Here is a 17807-nt window from a genome sequence, read left to right as displayed (position 1 = left end):
ATGAAATTGCTAACTTTAAACTGTCACTCTTGGCAAGAAGACAATCAAATAGAAAAGATAAAATATCTTGCTAAAGTCATTCAAGAAGAAGAGTACGATGTCATCGCATTGCAAGAAGTAAGTCAGTCGATAGGGGCTAAAAATGTATGCGGTAACAAGAAAGAAGATAATTTTGGACTTTTACTATTAGAAGAGTTAAAAGCGTTACATGTAAAAGATTACAATATTATTTGGGATTTCTCTCATATTGGTTATGATGTGTATGAAGAAGGATTAGCGATTATAACGAAGCATAATGTTGTAAAAGAAGATATGTTCTTTATTTCAGAAAATAAGGATACAACGTATTGGAAAACACGCAAGATTGTAAGTGCAACAATTGCTTATAATGGTAAGAACATCACGTTTTACTCTTGCCACCTCGGTTGGTGGAATGATGAAGAAGAATCATTTAAAGATCAAGTGAATCGTTTGATGGAGCGTGTAGATAGCGATGAACTTTCCTTTTTAATGGGTGATTTTAATAATAACGCCCGTTTGCAAGGGGAGGGTTATGAATATATGATGCAAAAAGGTTTGTATGACACATATGAACTAGCAATAGAGAAGGATGAAGGAACAACTGTCCAAGGTGAGATTGCTGGTTGGGATGAAAATAAACATAATTTGCGAATCGATCTAATATTGTGTAACCGAAGTGAAAAAGTTCGTTCTTCAAAAGTTATTTTTAATGGTACAAACCGAAATGTAATTTCAGATCATTTCGGTGTAGAAGTACAAGTAGATATATAATAGAAGAAATCCTCACAGATGATAAAAAGCTGTGAGGATTTTTTTAGGAATACAAGTATTTCCAAGAGAAAATACTTGTATTTTTTATGACATTTCCTATATATTTGTTATTATTGAATGTAAAACCGATTTGGTCATTTTGTATTCATACTTTGACTTACTTCGTTATATAATGTAGTAAGTTAAAGTTAATGGGAAAAAATAGTTCGTTTTTGGTTAATCCACGGTGTAGAAAGTGATATAATTGCAAAATGTATGTATCATTTTCTAAAGAAGGAAAAATATATAATTAGGTGATAACTTCTATGAAACAAATTTGGCGTATTTATAAGACAGATTTACGGAATGTAGCTAAACATTGGGCTGCAATTGTTATTGTTTTAGGGTTAATGATTTTACCATCGTTATATGCATGGTTTAACATTAAGGCTTCTTGGGATCCATATGGAAATACAAAAGAAGTTCCCATTGCAGTTTCTAACCAAGATGCAGGCTCTAACTTGAGAGGGAAAGATATTAATATTGGAAAAGAAATTGTAGATTCCCTGAAGAAAAACAAAAATCTTGGGTGGAAATTTGTAGATGAAAAACAAGCAATTTATGGAGTTGAACGCGGGGATTACTATGCGAGCATTACAATCCCAAAAGATTTCTCTGAAAAGATTGCAACTGTTCTGGATGAAAATCCGCAGAAGCCAGAACTTGATTACTATGTAAATGAAAAGGTAAATGCGATTGCGCCGAAAATTACAGCAAAAGGTGCATCAGGTATTACAGAAGAAATTAGTAAAAACTTTGTTAAAACAGCGAACGGTGAGATTTTTAAAATCTTCAATGACCTTGGAATCGATTTAGAAACAAACTTACCAAGTATCGAGAAAGTAAAAGATCTTGTCTTTAAGCTAGAAGCGCAGTTCCCAGAAATGAATACACTGATGGATAAGGCGTTAGATGATGCGACTCGAGCAGAAGATGTTGTGAAAGTAGCGCAGAAAGAGTTGCCAGTTGTGGAAAGTGTTATTAATGATGGGCAGGATACACTTAAGAGTTTAGATGCGTTCTTTGCGAGAAATGATGAAACATTGAATCGTGCTCCGGGAACTATTAAGAATAATTTAATTGTAACGAAGCAGGGCTTGGATGCTGCAGCGAAAATTACGGATTACTTAAAAAATCCTTCATTTGATTTTAATCTGACACTTCCAGATCCAGCTAAATTCCCAGTGTTACCTAATATAACTCTTCCACAAATACCGCAAATACCAGAAATTCCAGCGTTACCGCAAGTGAATGGTGATGGGTATAAGAATATTGCTAAAAATATTGATCAAACTGTAAATAATGTTTTCAGCTCAATACGTGTTGGAACAACTTATGCACAAGGTGTTATAAACGGGTTACAAAATGGTAATTTTGATCCAGAAAAAGCGAAACAAGATCTTAATAATGTTTCTGAGACGCTGCAAGGACGTGCGGATAGTGTTTCATATGTAATTGATGTCTTTACTAAATTTAAAGAGTCGGCATCAACTGATTTTGGAAAAGAATTCTTCCAAAAGAGAATAGAAAGATTAACAAACCTTAAATCAGCTATCGAAAATGCAAATGGTGGCGTTAAAGATATTGCTAATATTATTGGTACAGGGCAAGAAGTGAAAAAAGATGTAAGAGATGCTACTAATAAAAAGTTAGATGCAATAAATAACTTGGTAAATCAAGCAGAAGCAGATTATAATGCAACATTCGTAACTGATTTTGAAAAAGCAGTAAGTACAGCCGAGCAATTGAAAGATAAGGCTGAAGGTGTAAAAGAAGATGCGCAACAACTTAGAGGTAATTTAAATCAAGATATAAAAAAAGCGAATGAGTTAGTAAATCAAACAAATGAGGCATTAGACAGTGGTAGAGAAAAGTACGATAAGGCTGTAAGTGATTACAGCAGAGTAAAAACAGAACTTGGAAAAGCAAGAGAAGACTTAAGCAACGCAGGTGTTAATGGATTAGACTCTACAAAAGTAGCCTTAAATGATTTAAATGGACAGTTCAAAGCAGCATGGAATTTAGTTAATGATATGATTCCAGTTCTGGAAAATACAAATAAAGTTTTAGCAGATGTAAATAGTGATAAGAACACGAATAACACTATTTCTAAATTAAATAAAGTAAAAGATGGTCTTCAAAAAGGAATCAATTTAACTGATAAAGGAATTGACTCTATTAATAAAGGGCAAAAACCAGCAGCAGATGTTATTGAGAGTATTAATGAAGTATCTAAGAGTGTTTCGGGTCAAATTGGTGACATTTTAGCTAAATATGATTCAGAAATCACTCCAAATTTCAATGCGGCTATTGCTCGTACGAAAGAGATGTCTAAAAACACATCTCAAATTTTAAAAGAAGCAGACAAAAAGCTTCCGGATGTTAAAAAAATACTAGAAGATTCATCAAAAGGCTTAGTAGATGGTAAAAAGAAATTAGCAGACATTAAAGCTGAAATGCCAGCTACTGAGAAAAAGATTAAAGAATTGGCAGATAAAATTCGTGATTTTGAATCTGAAGAGGATTTAAAAGATATCATACGCTTATTGAAAAACGATGTTGAGAAGCAAAGTGATTATTTTGCGAATCCAGTAAATTTAAAAGAGAATAAATTATTTGCAATGCCGAACTACGGTTCAGCAATGTCACCATTCTATACAGTGCTTGCATTATGGGTAGGAGCATTATTAATGGTTTCATTATTAACAGTAGAAGTACATGAAGAGGGCGCGAATTATAAGAGCCATGAAATTTACTTCGGACGTTTATTAACATTCTTAACGATAGGTCTTTCACAAGCGTTTATCGTATCAATGGGAGATATATTCTTACTTGGTACGTACGTAGTCGATAAGTTTTGGTTTGTGTTATTTAGTTTATTTATTGGTGGAGTCTTCGTTTGTATCGTATACTCACTCGTTTCTATTTTCGGAAACGTTGGGAAATCGATGGCGATCATTTTACTTGTACTGCAAGTAGCAGGATCGGGCGGAACATTCCCAATTCAAATGACACCGGCGTTCTTCCAAGCGATTTATCCGTTCTTACCATTCACATACGCAATTAGCGCAATTCGTGAAACAGTAGGCGGAATGCTTTGGGATATTGTAACGCGAGATTTACTTGTGTTAAGTGCTTTCGTAGTAGTTATGATTGTTGCTGCGTTATTATTGAAAACACCAATTAACAAATCAAGTGAAAAATTTGTTGAGAATGCAAAAGGAAGTAAAATCATTCACTAAAATAAAAAGTTCCTACCGATAGAGGTAGGAACTTTTTTGTTTAATCAAATTTTAATTTTTTTAATGCTTCTGCGAATGGGTTGTTTAATGGTTCTTCTTCTTTGTTTTGTTGTTTCATATATTTTTGAACATCACGCTTATCAGCTTTGTTTCCAGATTCCTTTTTACGTCTTTCTTGGAATGTGGATAATTTCTCGCGATAGCCACATTTACATGCGAAGATTTGTCCTGCGCCTTCACCACGTAATTCTAACTTCTTCTTACACTGAGGGCAGCGAGCGTTTGTTGTACGAGATACGTTTTTACGATGACCACATTCACGGTCTTGGCAAACGAGCATCTTTCCTTTTTTGCCGTTTACCTCTAGCATTGGTTTCCCGCAGTCTGGACAAGACTTTGTTGAAATGTTGTCATGTTTATATTTTTTATCACTCGATTTAATTTCAGAAACAATTTCTTTCGTATAGTTCTTCATTTCTGAAATGAATACTTCTTTTTTCAGTTTACCCTTTGCAATTGCCTCTAGCTTTTGTTCCCACTCACCAGTTAGTGTAGGTGATTTTAACTCTTCTGGTACTAAATCAAGTAACTGACGGCCTTTTGAAGTAATGTGAATATCTTTACCACGTTTTTCAATTAAGAACGAATTGAATAGCTTGTCGATAATATCAGCACGCGTTGCTACAGTACCTAATCCACCAGTTGATTTTAATGTATCAGCAAGTTGTTTATTTTGCGTATCCATATATTTTGTAGGGTTTTCCATTGCTGAAAGTAAAGTAGCCTCGTTAAAACGTGCAGGTGCTTTCGTTTGGCCTGATGTTTGCATAATTAATTTTACAGTTAATGTATCGCCTTTTTCGATGCGAGGTAAAAGCTGCTCTTTAACATCATCAGTTACATCATCATCTTCAAAGCGATTTTCGTATACTTCCTTCCAGCCGGCATGTAAAATTGTTTTTCCGCGTGCAATGAATGTTTCATTACCAACCTTTGTGCGTAACGTTAGTTGTTCGTATTCGAATGCTGGGAATAAAACAGCTAAGAAGCGTTTTACAACTAAATCATAAATTTTACGTTCTTTATCTGTGAAGGCTGAGAAGTTAACGTATCCTTCTGTCGGAATAATTGCGTGGTGATCGCTTACTTTACTATCATCAACAAATGATTTATTAGCCTTGATAGGCTTTTGTAATACTTTATGTGCTAAAGGACGGTACTCTCCAACACCACATGCTTTTAGACGTTCTGGAAGTGTTCCAACGATATCAGATGAAATATAGCGTGAATCTGTACGAGGGTACGTTAGCACTTTGTGTTGCTCATATAATTTCTGCATAATGTTTAATGTTTCTTTCGCAGAGTAACCGAACTTTTTATTGGCATCACGTTGTAATTCAGTTAAATCGTAAAGACCAGGAGAAAATGATTTCTTCTGTTTTTTATCAATTTCCACAACAGTAGCATTATGTTTATCTAAAACTTTTACAATACCATCAATTTTTTCTTTATTAAAACTACGGCTATTGCCGTTTGCATCTTGCCAAGTTAGTTTTAACTGATTCGTTGTTTGAGCTTCGATGCCGTAGTAAGTTTGCGCTTTGAAGTTCTTTATTTCATCTTCACGATTAGCAATCATAGCGACAGTAGGTGTTTGCACACGGCCACAGTTAAGCTGGGCATTAAAGCGAGTCGTTAAAGCTCGAGTCGCGTTAAGACCGATATACCAGTCAGCTTCTGAACGTGCAACTGCTGAAGCGTATAAATTGTCATATGCTTTACCTGGTTTTAAATTTGCGAAACCATCTTTAATTGCTTTATCAGTAACAGATGAAATCCATAGACGTTTGATTGGTTTGTTAATTCGAACCTTATCAATAATCCAGCGAGCAACCAATTCTCCTTCACGTCCAGCGTCTGTTGCTACAATGATTTCATTTACATCTTTTCTAAGAAGCTGACTTTTTACAGTATTAAATTGTTTCCCTGTTTGTTTAATAACTGTTAATTTCAAACGCTCAGGTAGCATCGGTAAATCTTCTAAATTCCACTTTTTATATTTCACATCATAGCTTTCTGGATCTGCTAATGTAACAAGATGACCTAAAGCCCAAGTTACAATATATTTACTACCTTCAAGGTAGCCATTTCCTTTTTTATCACACTTCAGTACACGTGCAATATCTCGTGCAACGGAAGGCTTTTCAGCGATTACAACGCTTTTTGACATATTTAAAACATCCTTTCAAATTTCCATACGTTAACTATAGCATACATCTTCTTGAGATTCAGTTTCGCTCCAGATTTGAACGTTTTTTAATGGAATAACATCTGTTTGAAAGTGAACGATGGTGACAGAACATAATATGCACCATGATGAGACTGTGAGAAATAGATAGTTATTATGCTTATTGTTTTATCAGTTGCTTCTATATTAAATAGAAAAGTAAAGAACTTGTTATTTTACTAGAATAAGAGTAGACTTTGAAGTAGATGAATACTAAACACATGGGAGTTTGTGGATACAAACTGAGAGTATGACTAGTCCGTCATTGACCATTTGAACCTGTTGGATAATGCCAGCGTAGGGAGAGTGTAAAAGCACATGTTCAGGCACTTTGCGTACGCGCAAAGTGCCTTTTTGTGTATCTCCCATCACTATAGTTAGGAGATGAGAAGGATGAATGTGAAAGAAATTAGTAAAGTAGTGGATTTGGTGAGAGAATCTAATCCACTCGTTCATAATATTACAAATGTTGTTGTAACAAATTTTACAGCTAACGGTTTGTTAGCGTTAGGGGCATCACCTGTAATGGCGTATGCAAAAGAAGAAGTGGCAGAAATGGCTAGTATTGCTGGAGCGCTAGTATTAAATATGGGGACGCTTCGTCCTGAAGAAGTAGAAGCGATGTTACTTGCTGGTAAATCTGCAAATGTGAACAATGTACCAGTACTGTTTGATCCAGTTGGCGCAGGAGCAACGTCTTATCGAACAGAAGTTGCGAGACATATTCCGGCTGAAATCGAATTAGCAATTATTCGCGGAAATGCAGCTGAAATAGCGAACGTTATTAATGAGAGATGGGAAATTAAAGGGGTAGACGCTGGTGCTGGAAATGGTAATGTCGTAAGTATTGCAAAGCAGGCAGCGGATGAATTGAATACAGTTGCAGTAATTACTGGAGAAGAAGATGTTGTTACAGATGGAGAGCGAACGATTGTTATTCAAAATGGTCACTCTATTTTAACAAAAGTTACGGGAACTGGTTGTTTGCTAACTTCTGTAATAGGAGCATTTGTAGCGGTAGAAAAGGATTATGTAAAGGCAGCGGTAGCGGCATTAACGTTTTATGGTGTAGCCGCGGAACTAGCAGCTGCTAAGACAGTAGAAAAAGGACCTGGTAGTTTCCAAATTGAATTTTTAAATCAGTTAGCGAATACTACTTCGGGTGATATAGAGAAGTATGGGAAGATTGAGGTTATATAGTAAGGAGGGAAAATAAATGTCGCGTATTTCAAAGGCAGAAATGTCTAGGTTGTTATCCGTATATTTTATTATGGGAAGTAACAATTGTACGAAGGATCCACTACAAATATTGAAAGATGCACTTGAAGGCGGTATAACAATTTTTCAATTTCGTGAAAAGGGAGAAGGGGCTTTAACAGGAGAAGAACGTATTTGTTTCGCAAAAGAATTACAAGCAATTTGTAAGGAGTATGGTATACCATTCATCGTAAATGATGATGTGGAACTAGCACTCGAGTTAGATGCGGATGGTGTGCATGTAGGGCAAGATGATGAAGGAATTACTTCTGTTCGTGAAAAAATGGGGGATAAAATTATCGGTGTATCTACACATACAATTGAAGAAGCGCGCTGGGCAATTGAAAACGGAGCGGATTATTTAGGGGTTGGCCCTATTTTCCCAACGAGTACGAAAAAAGATACGAAAGCAGTGCAAGGAACGAAAGGTTTAGCTCATTTTAGAGAACAAGGAATTACAATACCTATTGTCGGAATTGGAGGCATTTCAATTGAAAATACCGCTTCGGTTATAGAAGCAGGTGCGGACGGTGTTTCCATTATTTCTGCGATTAGTTTAGCGGAATCTGCGTATGAAAGTACGAAGAAGCTAGTAGAGGAAGTAAGTAAGAATTTGTAGAAAAAGGGTATTTCACACAAATAGTAAAGAACATAATGGAAGCATGGACAGTTAAAAATATTTAAACAAACGTTTGATTAAAAAAGCACAAACCCTGTAAATTTGTAGGTTTGTGCTTTTTCTTTAAAACATAATTGAAATTAAGAGCATTCCAATTCCGATAGAAGTGAATGTTGCGATTAGTCCTGGAATCATAAAGCTATGATTTAAAACATATTTACCAATGCCAGTTGTACCAGTACGATCAAAGTTAATGGCAGCAACGATTGTTCCATAGTTTGGAATGAAGAAGTATCCATTTACTGCAGGGAACATCGCGATTAGTAGTGCTGGTGGAATACCGAGTGATAATCCCAGAGGCATTAAAGCGCGTACTGTTGCGGCTTGGCTATATAGTAAAATAGATAGAATGAATAATGCGATGGCAAATAGCCATGGTGCACTTGTTACTAGATGCTGAATGGATCCTTGAATCATATTTAAGTTTCCGTTAAAGAAAGTATCTCCCATCCAAGCGATCCCGAAAATAGCAACAACTGCTGTTGCCCCCGCTTTAAAGACGTTACCAGACACGATGCTTTCTACATTTGGTTTACAGAAAATAATAATAAGAGCTGCGATCGTTAACATAACCATTTCAATTGTGTTTGGCATGGAAAGACGGGCTAACTTCCCATCAACTATCCATCCTGGACGAAGTGCTTCAAATGAACCGAGAAGTACGACAAGGAAAGTTCCTACTAAGAAAAGGATAACTGATAATTTAGCGCCTTTTACACCAACGAATTCTTTTTTCTCTTCAATCTTAGGAATCATTCCTTCTTTTAATCGTTTTAAGTATTCAGGGTCTTTATTTAATTCTTTCCCCATTTTGCTAGCAACAAATGCAGCTATCATACAAGCGATAAAAGTAGAAGGGATACTTACTTTTAAAATATCTAATAAGGTGATTTTATAGTCAGCTAACATTGCTAAAAGTGCAACTGTTGCAGCTGATATAGGACTAGCTGTAATTGCTTGTTGGGAAGCAATTACGGCAATTGACATTGGTCGTTCCGGTCTAATTCCAGATTCGCGAGAGACTTCTGCGATAACAGGAAGTACAGAATAAGCAACGTGACCAGTTCCTGCACAAAGTGTAAATAGATAAGTAACAATTGGAGCAAAGAATGTAATGCGTTTTGGATTTTTTCGTAATGCTTTCTCGGCCAGATGAACAAGGTAGTCCATTCCTCCAGAGGCTTGGAGTGCACCAGCAGCTGTAATTACTGCTAAAATCATAAGCATGACATCAATAGGAGGAGCTGTAGGTTGTAAGTGGAAGACGAAAACAAGTATTGCCATACCAACGCCACCCATTACTCCTAGACCAACTCCGCCTAGACGTGCGCCAATAAAAATGCAGAGTAGTAACGTAAGAAATTGTAGCCAAAACATGATAAACTACCTCCGAAATTCATTAGTTAAGATATATTCGAATAATTTAATTTAAAAGAAAATTAAAATAAATATTCAAAACAATCCTTGTGTTATATACATTTTTTATTATATAACACAAGAAATGTAACATTCACGTACTTTGTTAAATTATTTTGAAAAAATAATACAGCCAAATTTTACATTTGTATCTCTAAATAGGTGGACATTTTAATTTTTATGTTGTAATCTTTGATAGAGAATAATGTAATTCTCATAGAACTCCCATATCGTTCAACTCGTTCAGCGAGAAAGGCAAACTGATGGAAACATTAGGACGCAAAACTACAGGAGCTAAGGCCGAAAGGCTACGCTAGCCAGTTACCGGACGGATAGGGTTGGTCTTGACCAATGCTTTTTCATTGGTCTTTTTTTATTTGCAAACAAATGAGAAACCTTATCAGTTGTTGATAAGGTTTCTATTTTAATAGTTTTCCTTTATATTAAGTTAATTAAGAAAGGTGATGTGAATGAAAAAATATTGGCACAAGCTATCATTTCTTCAAAAGAATGTATTGTTAACTGTGTTAGTTATTTTGACGCTTGTTGGTACTATGGGAGCGTTAAGTTTTAACATGTTTCAAAATAGCATGATGTCTATATTTGAAAGGCATTCTTTTGAAACAGGAGATACGGTATTACATAAATTAGACGAAGAAATAGTGAGAGATGTTACAAAAGACCCAGTGGCACAAAGAGAAAAGAGAGAGAAGTTAACAGAGAAATTAGATGAAGCAACGGAAGAATTGAATAGTGTTGGACAAACGTACATTGTTGGAGCAAAAAAAAATGAAAAAGGTGAGTTACTAATCGTCGACTTGTCTACAGACTTAGCAAATGTTGTTGAAGTAAGGCCGGGAGAATATTATAAACAACCAGATCTTTGGATGAAAGCATACGATAAGGTAATGAGCACGAAAAAAGCAAACATGACAGTAGTATATGAAGATCTATTAGGATCATGGGTAACGATATTAGAGCCAATTAAAGATGGAGACGGAAATATTGTGGCAATTGTTGCAGCCGATGTAGATGCTTCTATTGTTCCTATTACAAAGGAAAAATTCATTATACAAGGTTTAATGTTTATTTGTATTTCTGTTTTAATTGCAACTGTTATTCAATTCTTAATCGTACGTAACGCACTTGCTCCATTGCGGGATTTACGTGAAGGATTACGCAGAGTTGGTGAAGGTGATTTAAGTATTAAATTAGAGGAAAGACCAGATGATATTGGTATTATTAATGCGTATTTTAATAATACCATCGAGAAGTTTAAAGGAATTATAGATAAAGTGAAGCAGACAGCAGAACAGGTTTCCTCATCTTCACAAGAATTGTCAGTGAGTACGAAAGAAAATAGCATGGCAGTCCAAGGAATCGTAAGTTCTATAGTTGAGTTAAGGGCTGGCGTTCAATTGCAAGAAACGTCAGTACCAAAGTATTTAGATATTGTATATGAAATGGAAAATAGGATGGAAGAGATAACTAATATTGCAAAACAAATGACGAAAGAGTCTGAAGGTACAAAGCATCATTCAGAAAAAGGAAATGGTATTATTGAAAAGACGATGAATCAAATGAACATAATACAAAATGCAGTACAAGATTTATCTTCTATCATTTATTCTTTGGAAGTAAGATCAAAAGAAATTAGTGATATTGTAACTGTAATTACAAGTATTTCAAATCAAGCGAATTCGCTAGCTTTACATGCTACTATTGAAGCTTCACGTGCTGAGGAAACTGGAGAGGGATTTGCCGTTGTTGCTGATGAAGTGCGTAAATTAGCAGAGCAGACGGAAGTATCAGCAAAAGATATAGCAAAATTAATAGGGGAAACACAAGCAGGAACGGAAGAAGCTGTTGTTTCAATGCAAAAAACCTCAAAAGAAGTAGAGTCTGGAATGAAACTTGTTGAAAGTAGTGGTGCTTTCTTTGAAAAAATTTCGAAATCAGCACAAACTGTTACCAATCAAGTTGGAGTTGTTTCTAGCAATTCAAATAATATATTGCAAAATAGCCAAAATATTGTTCGTGTTGTAAATGAACTATCACTTATTGCAAATAAGTATGCGAATAGTAGTAGTAATGTTGAAGAAATCATGAAAGAACAGGAAATGTCTGTACAGGATATTGCTGAATTAGCCAGTTCTTTAAGCTGGCTCTCACAGGAGTTACAAGAGTTAATTGGGGAATTCAAAAGTTAAATGAAATGATTATACATGCTTTTGTTTGTTCAATAAAATAAATCATGCTACAATGAAAACGAATTAAGGACCGGGGAGCCAATTGGCTGAGAGGATGTGAGCAAACATCGACCCTCAACCTGATCTGGATAATGCCAGCGTAGGGAGTTACTTAAAGTGATGTAGCATATGTTATTCTATAATAACTTGCATACAAGGCTTTCCTACGCAGTAGGAAAGCCTTTTCTTGTTTTAAAATTTAATTTCATAAGGGGGATTTTATTATGTCACAACAAGTTACAATTTCGTTTTCAGTAGTACCACAAGCAAAGAACAAAGATGTGTATTCTGTTGTTGATAAAGCGATTGAGGTTGTACAACAATCGGGAGTTCGTTATGAAGTAGGGGCAATGGAAACGACGCTGGAAGGAGAATTAGATGTACTTCTTGATATCATTAAACGTGCACAACAAGCTTGTGTGGACGCTGGAGCAGAAGAAGTGATTACTTCTATTAAAATCCATTATCGTCCAAGCACTGGTGTAACGATAGATGAAAAAGTTTGGAAGTACCGTGATGAATATGCAAAACCAGAAGCAATCTAAAATAATTACAGCAATTTGGCTTATCCTTCTCATTGCGATATGGGAAGGATCTGTTTCATTATTTAAAATTGAACCGTGGATTTTACCGAAGCCTTCTGCCATTGTTCAAGAATTAATTGGAATGAAAGATTTACTATTACCGAATACGATGCAGACGCTGCAAGAGGTTATAATTGGACTGTTCTTTGCGATTTTAATTGGGACAAGCATTGCAATTCTTATGGACGTTATCCCTTTATTTCGTATTTTAATAAATCCGTTGCTTGTTATTTCGCAAACGATTCCAATCGTTGTACTTGCACCGTTATTTATTATTTGGTTTGGATATGGAATGCTACCGAAAGTAATGGTAGTCATACTCGTTTGTTTCTTCCCGATTGCGCTTAGCATTTTAGAAGGTTTTCAAACGGTAGATAAAAATATGTTGAAGTTGTTGCAAACGATGAAGGCAACGAAATGGCAAGTTTACCAGAAAGTAAAGTTTCCAGCAGTGCTTCCATACTTTTTCTCCGGTTTAAAAATTGCAGTTACATATAGCGTAATGGGAGCGATTATTGGAGAATGGCTCGGTGCCAGTGAAGGATTAGGAGTTATGCTTACAAGGGCTACGAAATCCTTTTTAACAGCCCGAGTATTTGGTGTTGCAGCAATTATTGTAATGGTGACATTATGTCTGTATTTTATCGTGGAGTTTATGGCAAGAATAACAGCACCATGGATATATAGAAAGGACGGCAGAAAATGAAAAAAGGTTTAAAAGTTATGTTGGCTGCCTTATTAGCGGTAGGTGTGGCTGGATGTAATCCGGCGAAGAAAGAAGAAAGTGCAAGTAAAGATCAAAAAGTAAAAGTAGTGCTAGATTGGTTTCCAAATACGAATCATACTGGCTTATATGTAGCGAAAGCGAAAGATTATTATAAAAAGCAAGGCTTAGATGTAGAAATTATTCAGCCTGGTGATAATGTGACGGCAGAGCAAATGATAGCTTCAGGAAAAGCTGACTTCGCAATAAGCGCGCAAGAAAATGTAACGTTGGCTCGTGTGGAAGGTATTCCTGTTGTATCAGTAGGAGCGATTATTCAGCATAATACTTCAGCTTTTGCATCGCTTAAGAAAGATAACATGACTTCGCCGAAAGATTTTGAAGGTAAACGTTATGGTGGCTGGGGAGGACCAGCGGAAGAAGCCACATTAAAGACAATTATGGAGAAAAATCAAGCCGATTTTAATAAAGTGGAAAAAATCATCTTAGGACAAACAGATTTCTTTAAATCAATTGGTCGTGATGCAGACTTTGAATGGATATATTACGGATGGGACGGTATTGAAGCGAAGCGCCAAGGAAAAGAGTTAAATACGATTATGGTGAAAGACTTAGACCCAGCGCTTGATTTCTATAGTCCTGTTATTATTACGAGTGAAAAACATACGAAGCAAGATAAAGACTTTGTGAAAAAGTTTATGAGTGCAACGACAGAGGGGTATAATTTTGCAATTAAAGAACCGAAAGAAGCTGCTGATATTTTAATTAAAGCCGTTCCAGATGTAAATAAAGAGTTAGTACAAGAAAGTCAAAAATGGTTAAGTACGAAGTATCAAGATGATGCAAAAGCATGGGGAGTACAGAAGGAAGAAGTTTGGACGAATTACATGAATTTCTTATATGATAACAAAGTTATTAAGAAGAAAATTGATGTGAAAGATGCCTTTACAAATGAGTTCCTTCCAAGTGAAAAATGAGCGGATTACAAATAAAAGATATTGTGAAATCTTTCGATGGAAAGAATGTATTAGCAAATATTAGTGCTTCTATACGAGAGGGAGAGTTCGTTTCTTTTGTAGGACCGAGTGGTTGCGGGAAAAGTACACTATTAAATATGATCGCAAATGTTGAAAATCCAACAAGTGGAAGTGTAACGTATAACGATAAGCAAATGCAAGAGCAAGATGTTGTAAGTTATATGCCGCAGCAGGATTTATTACTACCGTGGCGGTCAGCTTTGCAAAATATCGTCCTTCCGTTAGAAATTGAAGGAAAGCCCAAAAAACAAAGGCTAACAGAAGGAATGGAAGCATTAAAGCAGTTTGAACTAGATGAATATGCAGACCATTATCCAGATGAATTGTCTGGTGGTATGCGTCAAAGAATTAGTTTTCTGCGCACATATTTATGTGAAAAGCCAATTATGTTACTTGATGAGCCTTTTGGTAAATTAGATGCTTTTACAAAAATGGAAGTACATAGCTGGCTTTTAAACTCTTGGCACCAAGAGAAGCAAACAATCGTTATGGTTACACACGACTTAGATGAGGCAATCTTGCTTTCGGATCGCGTATTTATTTTATCTCAAAGACCAGCATCAATAGTTGGTGAGGTACAAGTGAAATTACCTAGGCCGAGAACGATGGATATGTTAACATCACTTGAGTTAAAGAAGGATAAGGAAGAAATTTTGAGAGTATTAGCACCTTATATGAAAAAATAGAAAAAGTCTTTTAACAGTTTTTAGTATAATTACTGTTAAGAGGCTTTTTTATATAGGGGGAGAAAGATGAAATCTATAGAGCAAATAGTGGATGAATTAACAGCAGATAATCTCGAAGAAGGAAAATCTTTATTAAAAAATCATATTTTATTAATGAAGTATGGTATGGAACATCATGAATTAAACGAAGAAGAAATGACAGAAATTTTAAAGTGGGTTCAAGGCCGGGATCAATTGAGAAAAGATGTTCCAGAATTACGTGATTTACATTTAATTAAAAAGTTTCAAGCGGTATTAGATGAATTTATTCATTCAATAATTTTAAATGGTTATGTAGAAGACGCGGTAGAAATTCTAGAGAGTGTATTAAAAAGTATGGGGGCAGTCGCTCATATTGTAAAAATTATGTTTATTGGCAAAAGGAAAGTTAATAGAAATTCTTTAGAAATGGTAGAAGAGTTGAAACGAGAGTGCTACAACTTAATGGAACAGCGTGCTGCTGTCGGGTTACATGCTCAAATCTTTCACGTTTTAGGTTTCATTCATTCGGTTCAGTTTGATTTAGAAGAAAGGTCACAGGAACATGGGCGAAGTGTAATAGGATTTTTAACAGATTTTAAAACGAATGAATTGAAGTCTGTGCAACAATTTCAAACTGAAGATCATATCCCAGAAGTGAAAAATATAGTGAGTAAAGAGTATGGGATAGAATTACAAAGAAGAATTTATATGTGGAAATCGTTAACAATTATCTTTACAAGTCCATATGCATTAGAAAAGATGTATAAAGAAATTTATGCAGAGAACGATAAAACGTAGAAGGAACAAAAAGAACAATAGAGAATAGAATATAAAAGAGTAGTTTATACTCTTAATATAACGAATGTTAAAGGAGTGAAAGGATAAAATGACTTTATCAACTGTTCTTCAAATGGTTTTAGCTTGATAAGGGAGAAGTCTGCCCATTTTTATCGGTTAAGCTAAATTGAAGACAGCAGGTAAAGAACCTTAATCCTTTTTTACGATAATATGTAATGGGTAAGGTGTATTCACCTTACCCATTTTTTATATGCACAATTAAATAAGGCTTTATACTGTTGCTCTCTCTATTTAGCTTATGGACTATAAGTAGAGGAGAGAAAAAAATGAGTATATTAACGGTAGAAAATGTAAGTCATTCGTATGGTGAGAAGACCATTTTATATAATGCATGTTTTCGATTATTGAAGGGCGAACATGTTGGGTTAGTAGGGCAAAATGGAATTGGAAAATCAACATTGTTAAAGATTTTAACAGGAGAACTTATACATGATGAGGGGAATATTGAATGGTTTCCTCATGTGAAGGTAGGTTTTTTACAGCAGCATATAGATTTACAAGAAGGAATTACAATTGAGGGATACTTGCAAAGTGCATTTGCTGATTTGTATGTGATTGAATGCGAAATGTTAAAAATTGCTGAAGAAATGAATGGAGCAGGAGAAGTAGAAAAACTGTTAGTAAAGTATGGAGAATTACAAACTATATTGGAAAGCTCTAATTTCTATCACATTCATACAGAAGTTGAAGAAGTAGCAATCGGTTTAGGTTTATTTGAAATAGGTTTGAAAAAGGATGTATCGAAGTTAAGTGGGGGACAGCGAACAAAGTTATTACTTGGGAAGCTTCTTTTAGAAAAAGCTGATGTTTTATTACTAGATGAGCCAACAAATTATTTAGACACAGCCCATATAGAATGGTTGCAATCGTATTTGAGACTATATGAAAAAGCTTATGTAATCATTTCGCATGACGAATTATTTTTGAACAGTATTACAAATGTTATTTTTCATCTAGAAGGAGGGAAAGTGAAGCGATACGTAGGAAACTATGAAAAGTTTGTACAAAGTTATCAAGTGCAAAAGAAACAATTGCAATCGGCGTATGTGAAACAACAAAAAGAAATCTCTCAGTTAGAAACATTTATTCAAAAAAATAAAATTCGTAAAGCGAAACAGGCTAAAAGTCGAGAGAAAGTATTGGAGAAAATGCAAAGGATTGAAAAGATTCATCCTGTACCTCGATCCCGTTTTGATTTCAATGTTTATGAGGAGCCGGTGAGTCGTATATTGCAAGCTAAGAAACTAAGGATAGGTTATAGTGATCCGTTATTTCCAGAGCTGAATTTACAAGTGAAAAAAGGAGAAAAGATAGCGATTGTTGGTCATAATGGAATTGGAAAAACGACGATGTTAAAAACTTTATTAGGTCAAATAAAGCCGCTAAGTGGTTCCATTTCTGTTGGAGAACGAGTAAATCCTGCTTATTTTGCACAGGAAGAGTTTGCTTTAGAAACAACACCGTTAGAGAAAATTTGGGCAGAGCGACCAGATATGACAATGAAAGAAGTACGCCAAGCGTTAGCAAAGTGTGGATTAAAAGAAGAACACGTATTAAAACCTATTCGTTTATTAAGCGGCGGAGAACAAACGAAAGTACGTTTATGCGAACTTATCGTAACGAAAAGTAATGTTTTAATTTTAGATGAACCAACTAATCATTTAGATATAGAAACAAAGAAGTCTTTGCAGGAAGCGTTACAACAATATACAGGAACAGTTTTACTTGTCTCACATGAACCTGCTTTTTATGAAGGATGGATAACAAAAGTATGGAATATAGAAGAATGGAACGCTGAACAATATGAATAAAGAAAAGGCATTAGCTTGTATAAGCTAATGCCTTTTCTTTGTGATTAACATGATTTTCGAGAACTTTTACATGAGAATTGTATGAAGAAGCACTCTTATGGTGCGCTTATAAGCGTGCTTTTTCT

At 35.2% G+C, this 17807-nt stretch carries 13 protein-coding genes and 3 riboswitches; of the genes, 11 read left to right on the top strand and 2 right to left on the bottom strand.

What is annotated here, in order from left to right:
* Positions 1-792 carry an endonuclease/exonuclease/phosphatase family protein gene (locus tag PDK19_RS25245; protein ID WP_062822016.1) on the top strand — a complete coding sequence of 264 codons (792 nt, stop codon included), beginning with the start codon at positions 1-3 and terminating at the stop codon, positions 790-792.
* Positions 793-1097: 305 nt separating this feature from the next.
* Positions 1098-4073 (top strand): YhgE/Pip domain-containing protein, encoded by a 2976-nt coding sequence (locus tag PDK19_RS25240; protein WP_270700270.1) that lies wholly within the window; start codon positions 1098-1100, stop codon positions 4071-4073.
* A gap of 40 nt (positions 4074-4113) precedes the next feature.
* Here PDK19_RS25240 and topB read toward each other — a convergent pair whose 3' ends face one another.
* Positions 4114-6303, bottom strand: a complete 2190-nt coding sequence (gene topB, locus PDK19_RS25235) for a DNA topoisomerase III (RefSeq protein WP_062822014.1) — start codon at positions 6301-6303, stop codon at positions 4114-4116.
* A 268-nt stretch (positions 6304-6571) separates the two neighbouring features.
* Positions 6572-6681, top strand: a riboswitch (TPP riboswitch).
* A 72-nt stretch (positions 6682-6753) separates the two neighbouring features.
* On the opposite strand from topB, the gene thiM reads away from it, so the two are divergent.
* Complete coding sequence (gene thiM / locus PDK19_RS25230) at positions 6754-7560, top strand: hydroxyethylthiazole kinase (RefSeq protein ID WP_062822013.1); 807 nt, start codon at positions 6754-6756, stop codon at positions 7558-7560.
* 16 nt (positions 7561-7576) lie between these two features.
* Entirely contained in the window at positions 7577-8236 is a 660-nt protein-coding gene (gene thiE, locus PDK19_RS25225) for a thiamine phosphate synthase (RefSeq protein ID WP_048657131.1), read from the top strand.
* Positions 8237-8359: 123 nt separating this feature from the next.
* Here thiE and PDK19_RS25220 read toward each other — a convergent pair whose 3' ends face one another.
* Complete coding sequence (locus tag PDK19_RS25220) at positions 8360-9673, bottom strand: anaerobic C4-dicarboxylate transporter (protein WP_270708168.1); 1314 nt, start codon at positions 9671-9673, stop codon at positions 8360-8362.
* 283 nt (positions 9674-9956) lie between these two features.
* A riboswitch (cyclic di-GMP riboswitch) is annotated at positions 9957-10041 on the top strand.
* Positions 10042-10182: 141 nt separating this feature from the next.
* Between PDK19_RS25220 and PDK19_RS25215 the strand changes: the two genes are divergently transcribed.
* From PDK19_RS25215 to PDK19_RS25185, 7 genes are all read left to right on the top strand, one after another.
* Complete coding sequence (locus tag PDK19_RS25215) at positions 10183-11922, top strand: methyl-accepting chemotaxis protein (RefSeq protein WP_049122601.1); 1740 nt, start codon at positions 10183-10185, stop codon at positions 11920-11922.
* A gap of 61 nt (positions 11923-11983) precedes the next feature.
* Positions 11984-12085: riboswitch (TPP riboswitch) on the top strand.
* Between the two features lie 100 nt (positions 12086-12185).
* Positions 12186-12506: an MTH1187 family thiamine-binding protein gene (locus PDK19_RS25210; RefSeq protein WP_000082897.1), complete on the top strand. Its 321-nt coding sequence runs from the start codon at positions 12186-12188 to the stop codon at positions 12504-12506.
* Positions 12478-13251, top strand: a complete 774-nt coding sequence (locus PDK19_RS25205; protein ID WP_001057149.1) for an ABC transporter permease — start codon at positions 12478-12480, stop codon at positions 13249-13251. Before PDK19_RS25210 ends, PDK19_RS25205 begins: the two co-directional genes overlap by 29 nt.
* Entirely contained in the window at positions 13248-14246 is a 999-nt protein-coding gene (locus PDK19_RS25200; protein WP_049114343.1) for an ABC transporter substrate-binding protein, read from the top strand. Before PDK19_RS25205 ends, PDK19_RS25200 begins: the two co-directional genes overlap by 4 nt.
* A complete protein-coding gene (locus PDK19_RS25195) occupies positions 14243-14992 on the top strand; it encodes an ABC transporter ATP-binding protein (RefSeq protein ID WP_049114345.1) in 750 nt (249 codons plus the stop codon). The genes PDK19_RS25200 and PDK19_RS25195 overlap by 4 nt, the downstream gene beginning before the upstream one ends.
* A 66-nt stretch (positions 14993-15058) precedes the next feature.
* Entirely contained in the window at positions 15059-15811 is a 753-nt protein-coding gene (locus PDK19_RS25190) for a hypothetical protein (protein ID WP_000835394.1), read from the top strand.
* A 326-nt stretch (positions 15812-16137) separates the two neighbouring features.
* Positions 16138-17682 (top strand): ABC-F family ATP-binding cassette domain-containing protein, encoded by a 1545-nt coding sequence (locus PDK19_RS25185; RefSeq protein WP_074615470.1) that lies wholly within the window; start codon positions 16138-16140, stop codon positions 17680-17682.
* Positions 17683-17807 lie beyond the last annotated feature (125 nt).

Source organism: Bacillus cereus group sp. BcHK124 (assembly GCF_027712065.1).
Taxonomy (GTDB): domain Bacteria; phylum Bacillota; class Bacilli; order Bacillales; family Bacillaceae_G; genus Bacillus_A; species Bacillus_A pacificus.
The sequence above is the reverse complement of the archived record's forward strand: the minus strand, read 5'-3'. Positions and strand labels throughout refer to the sequence as shown.

Bases quoted from the DNA above. Each gene is read 5' to 3' on its own strand.
- PDK19_RS25245 (WP_062822016.1), top strand. From the start codon at position 1: ATGAAATTGCTAACTTTAAACTGTCACTCTTGGCAAGAAGACAATCAA.
- PDK19_RS25240 (WP_270700270.1), top strand. From the start codon at position 1,098: ATGAAACAAATTTGGCGTATTTATAAGACAGATTTACGGAATGTAGCT.
- topB (WP_062822014.1), bottom strand. From the start codon at position 6,303: ATGTCAAAAAGCGTTGTAATCGCTGAAAAGCCTTCCGTTGCACGAGAT.
- thiM (WP_062822013.1), top strand. From the start codon at position 6,754: ATGAATGTGAAAGAAATTAGTAAAGTAGTGGATTTGGTGAGAGAATCT.
- thiE (WP_048657131.1), top strand. From the start codon at position 7,577: ATGTCGCGTATTTCAAAGGCAGAAATGTCTAGGTTGTTATCCGTATAT.
- PDK19_RS25220 (WP_270708168.1), bottom strand. From the start codon at position 9,673: ATGTTTTGGCTACAATTTCTTACGTTACTACTCTGCATTTTTATTGGC.
- PDK19_RS25215 (WP_049122601.1), top strand. From the start codon at position 10,183: ATGAAAAAATATTGGCACAAGCTATCATTTCTTCAAAAGAATGTATTG.
- PDK19_RS25210 (WP_000082897.1), top strand. From the start codon at position 12,186: ATGTCACAACAAGTTACAATTTCGTTTTCAGTAGTACCACAAGCAAAG.
- PDK19_RS25205 (WP_001057149.1), top strand. From the start codon at position 12,478: ATGAATATGCAAAACCAGAAGCAATCTAAAATAATTACAGCAATTTGG.
- PDK19_RS25200 (WP_049114343.1), top strand. From the start codon at position 13,248: ATGAAAAAAGGTTTAAAAGTTATGTTGGCTGCCTTATTAGCGGTAGGT.
- PDK19_RS25195 (WP_049114345.1), top strand. From the start codon at position 14,243: ATGAGCGGATTACAAATAAAAGATATTGTGAAATCTTTCGATGGAAAG.
- PDK19_RS25190 (WP_000835394.1), top strand. From the start codon at position 15,059: ATGAAATCTATAGAGCAAATAGTGGATGAATTAACAGCAGATAATCTC.
- PDK19_RS25185 (WP_074615470.1), top strand. From the start codon at position 16,138: ATGAGTATATTAACGGTAGAAAATGTAAGTCATTCGTATGGTGAGAAG.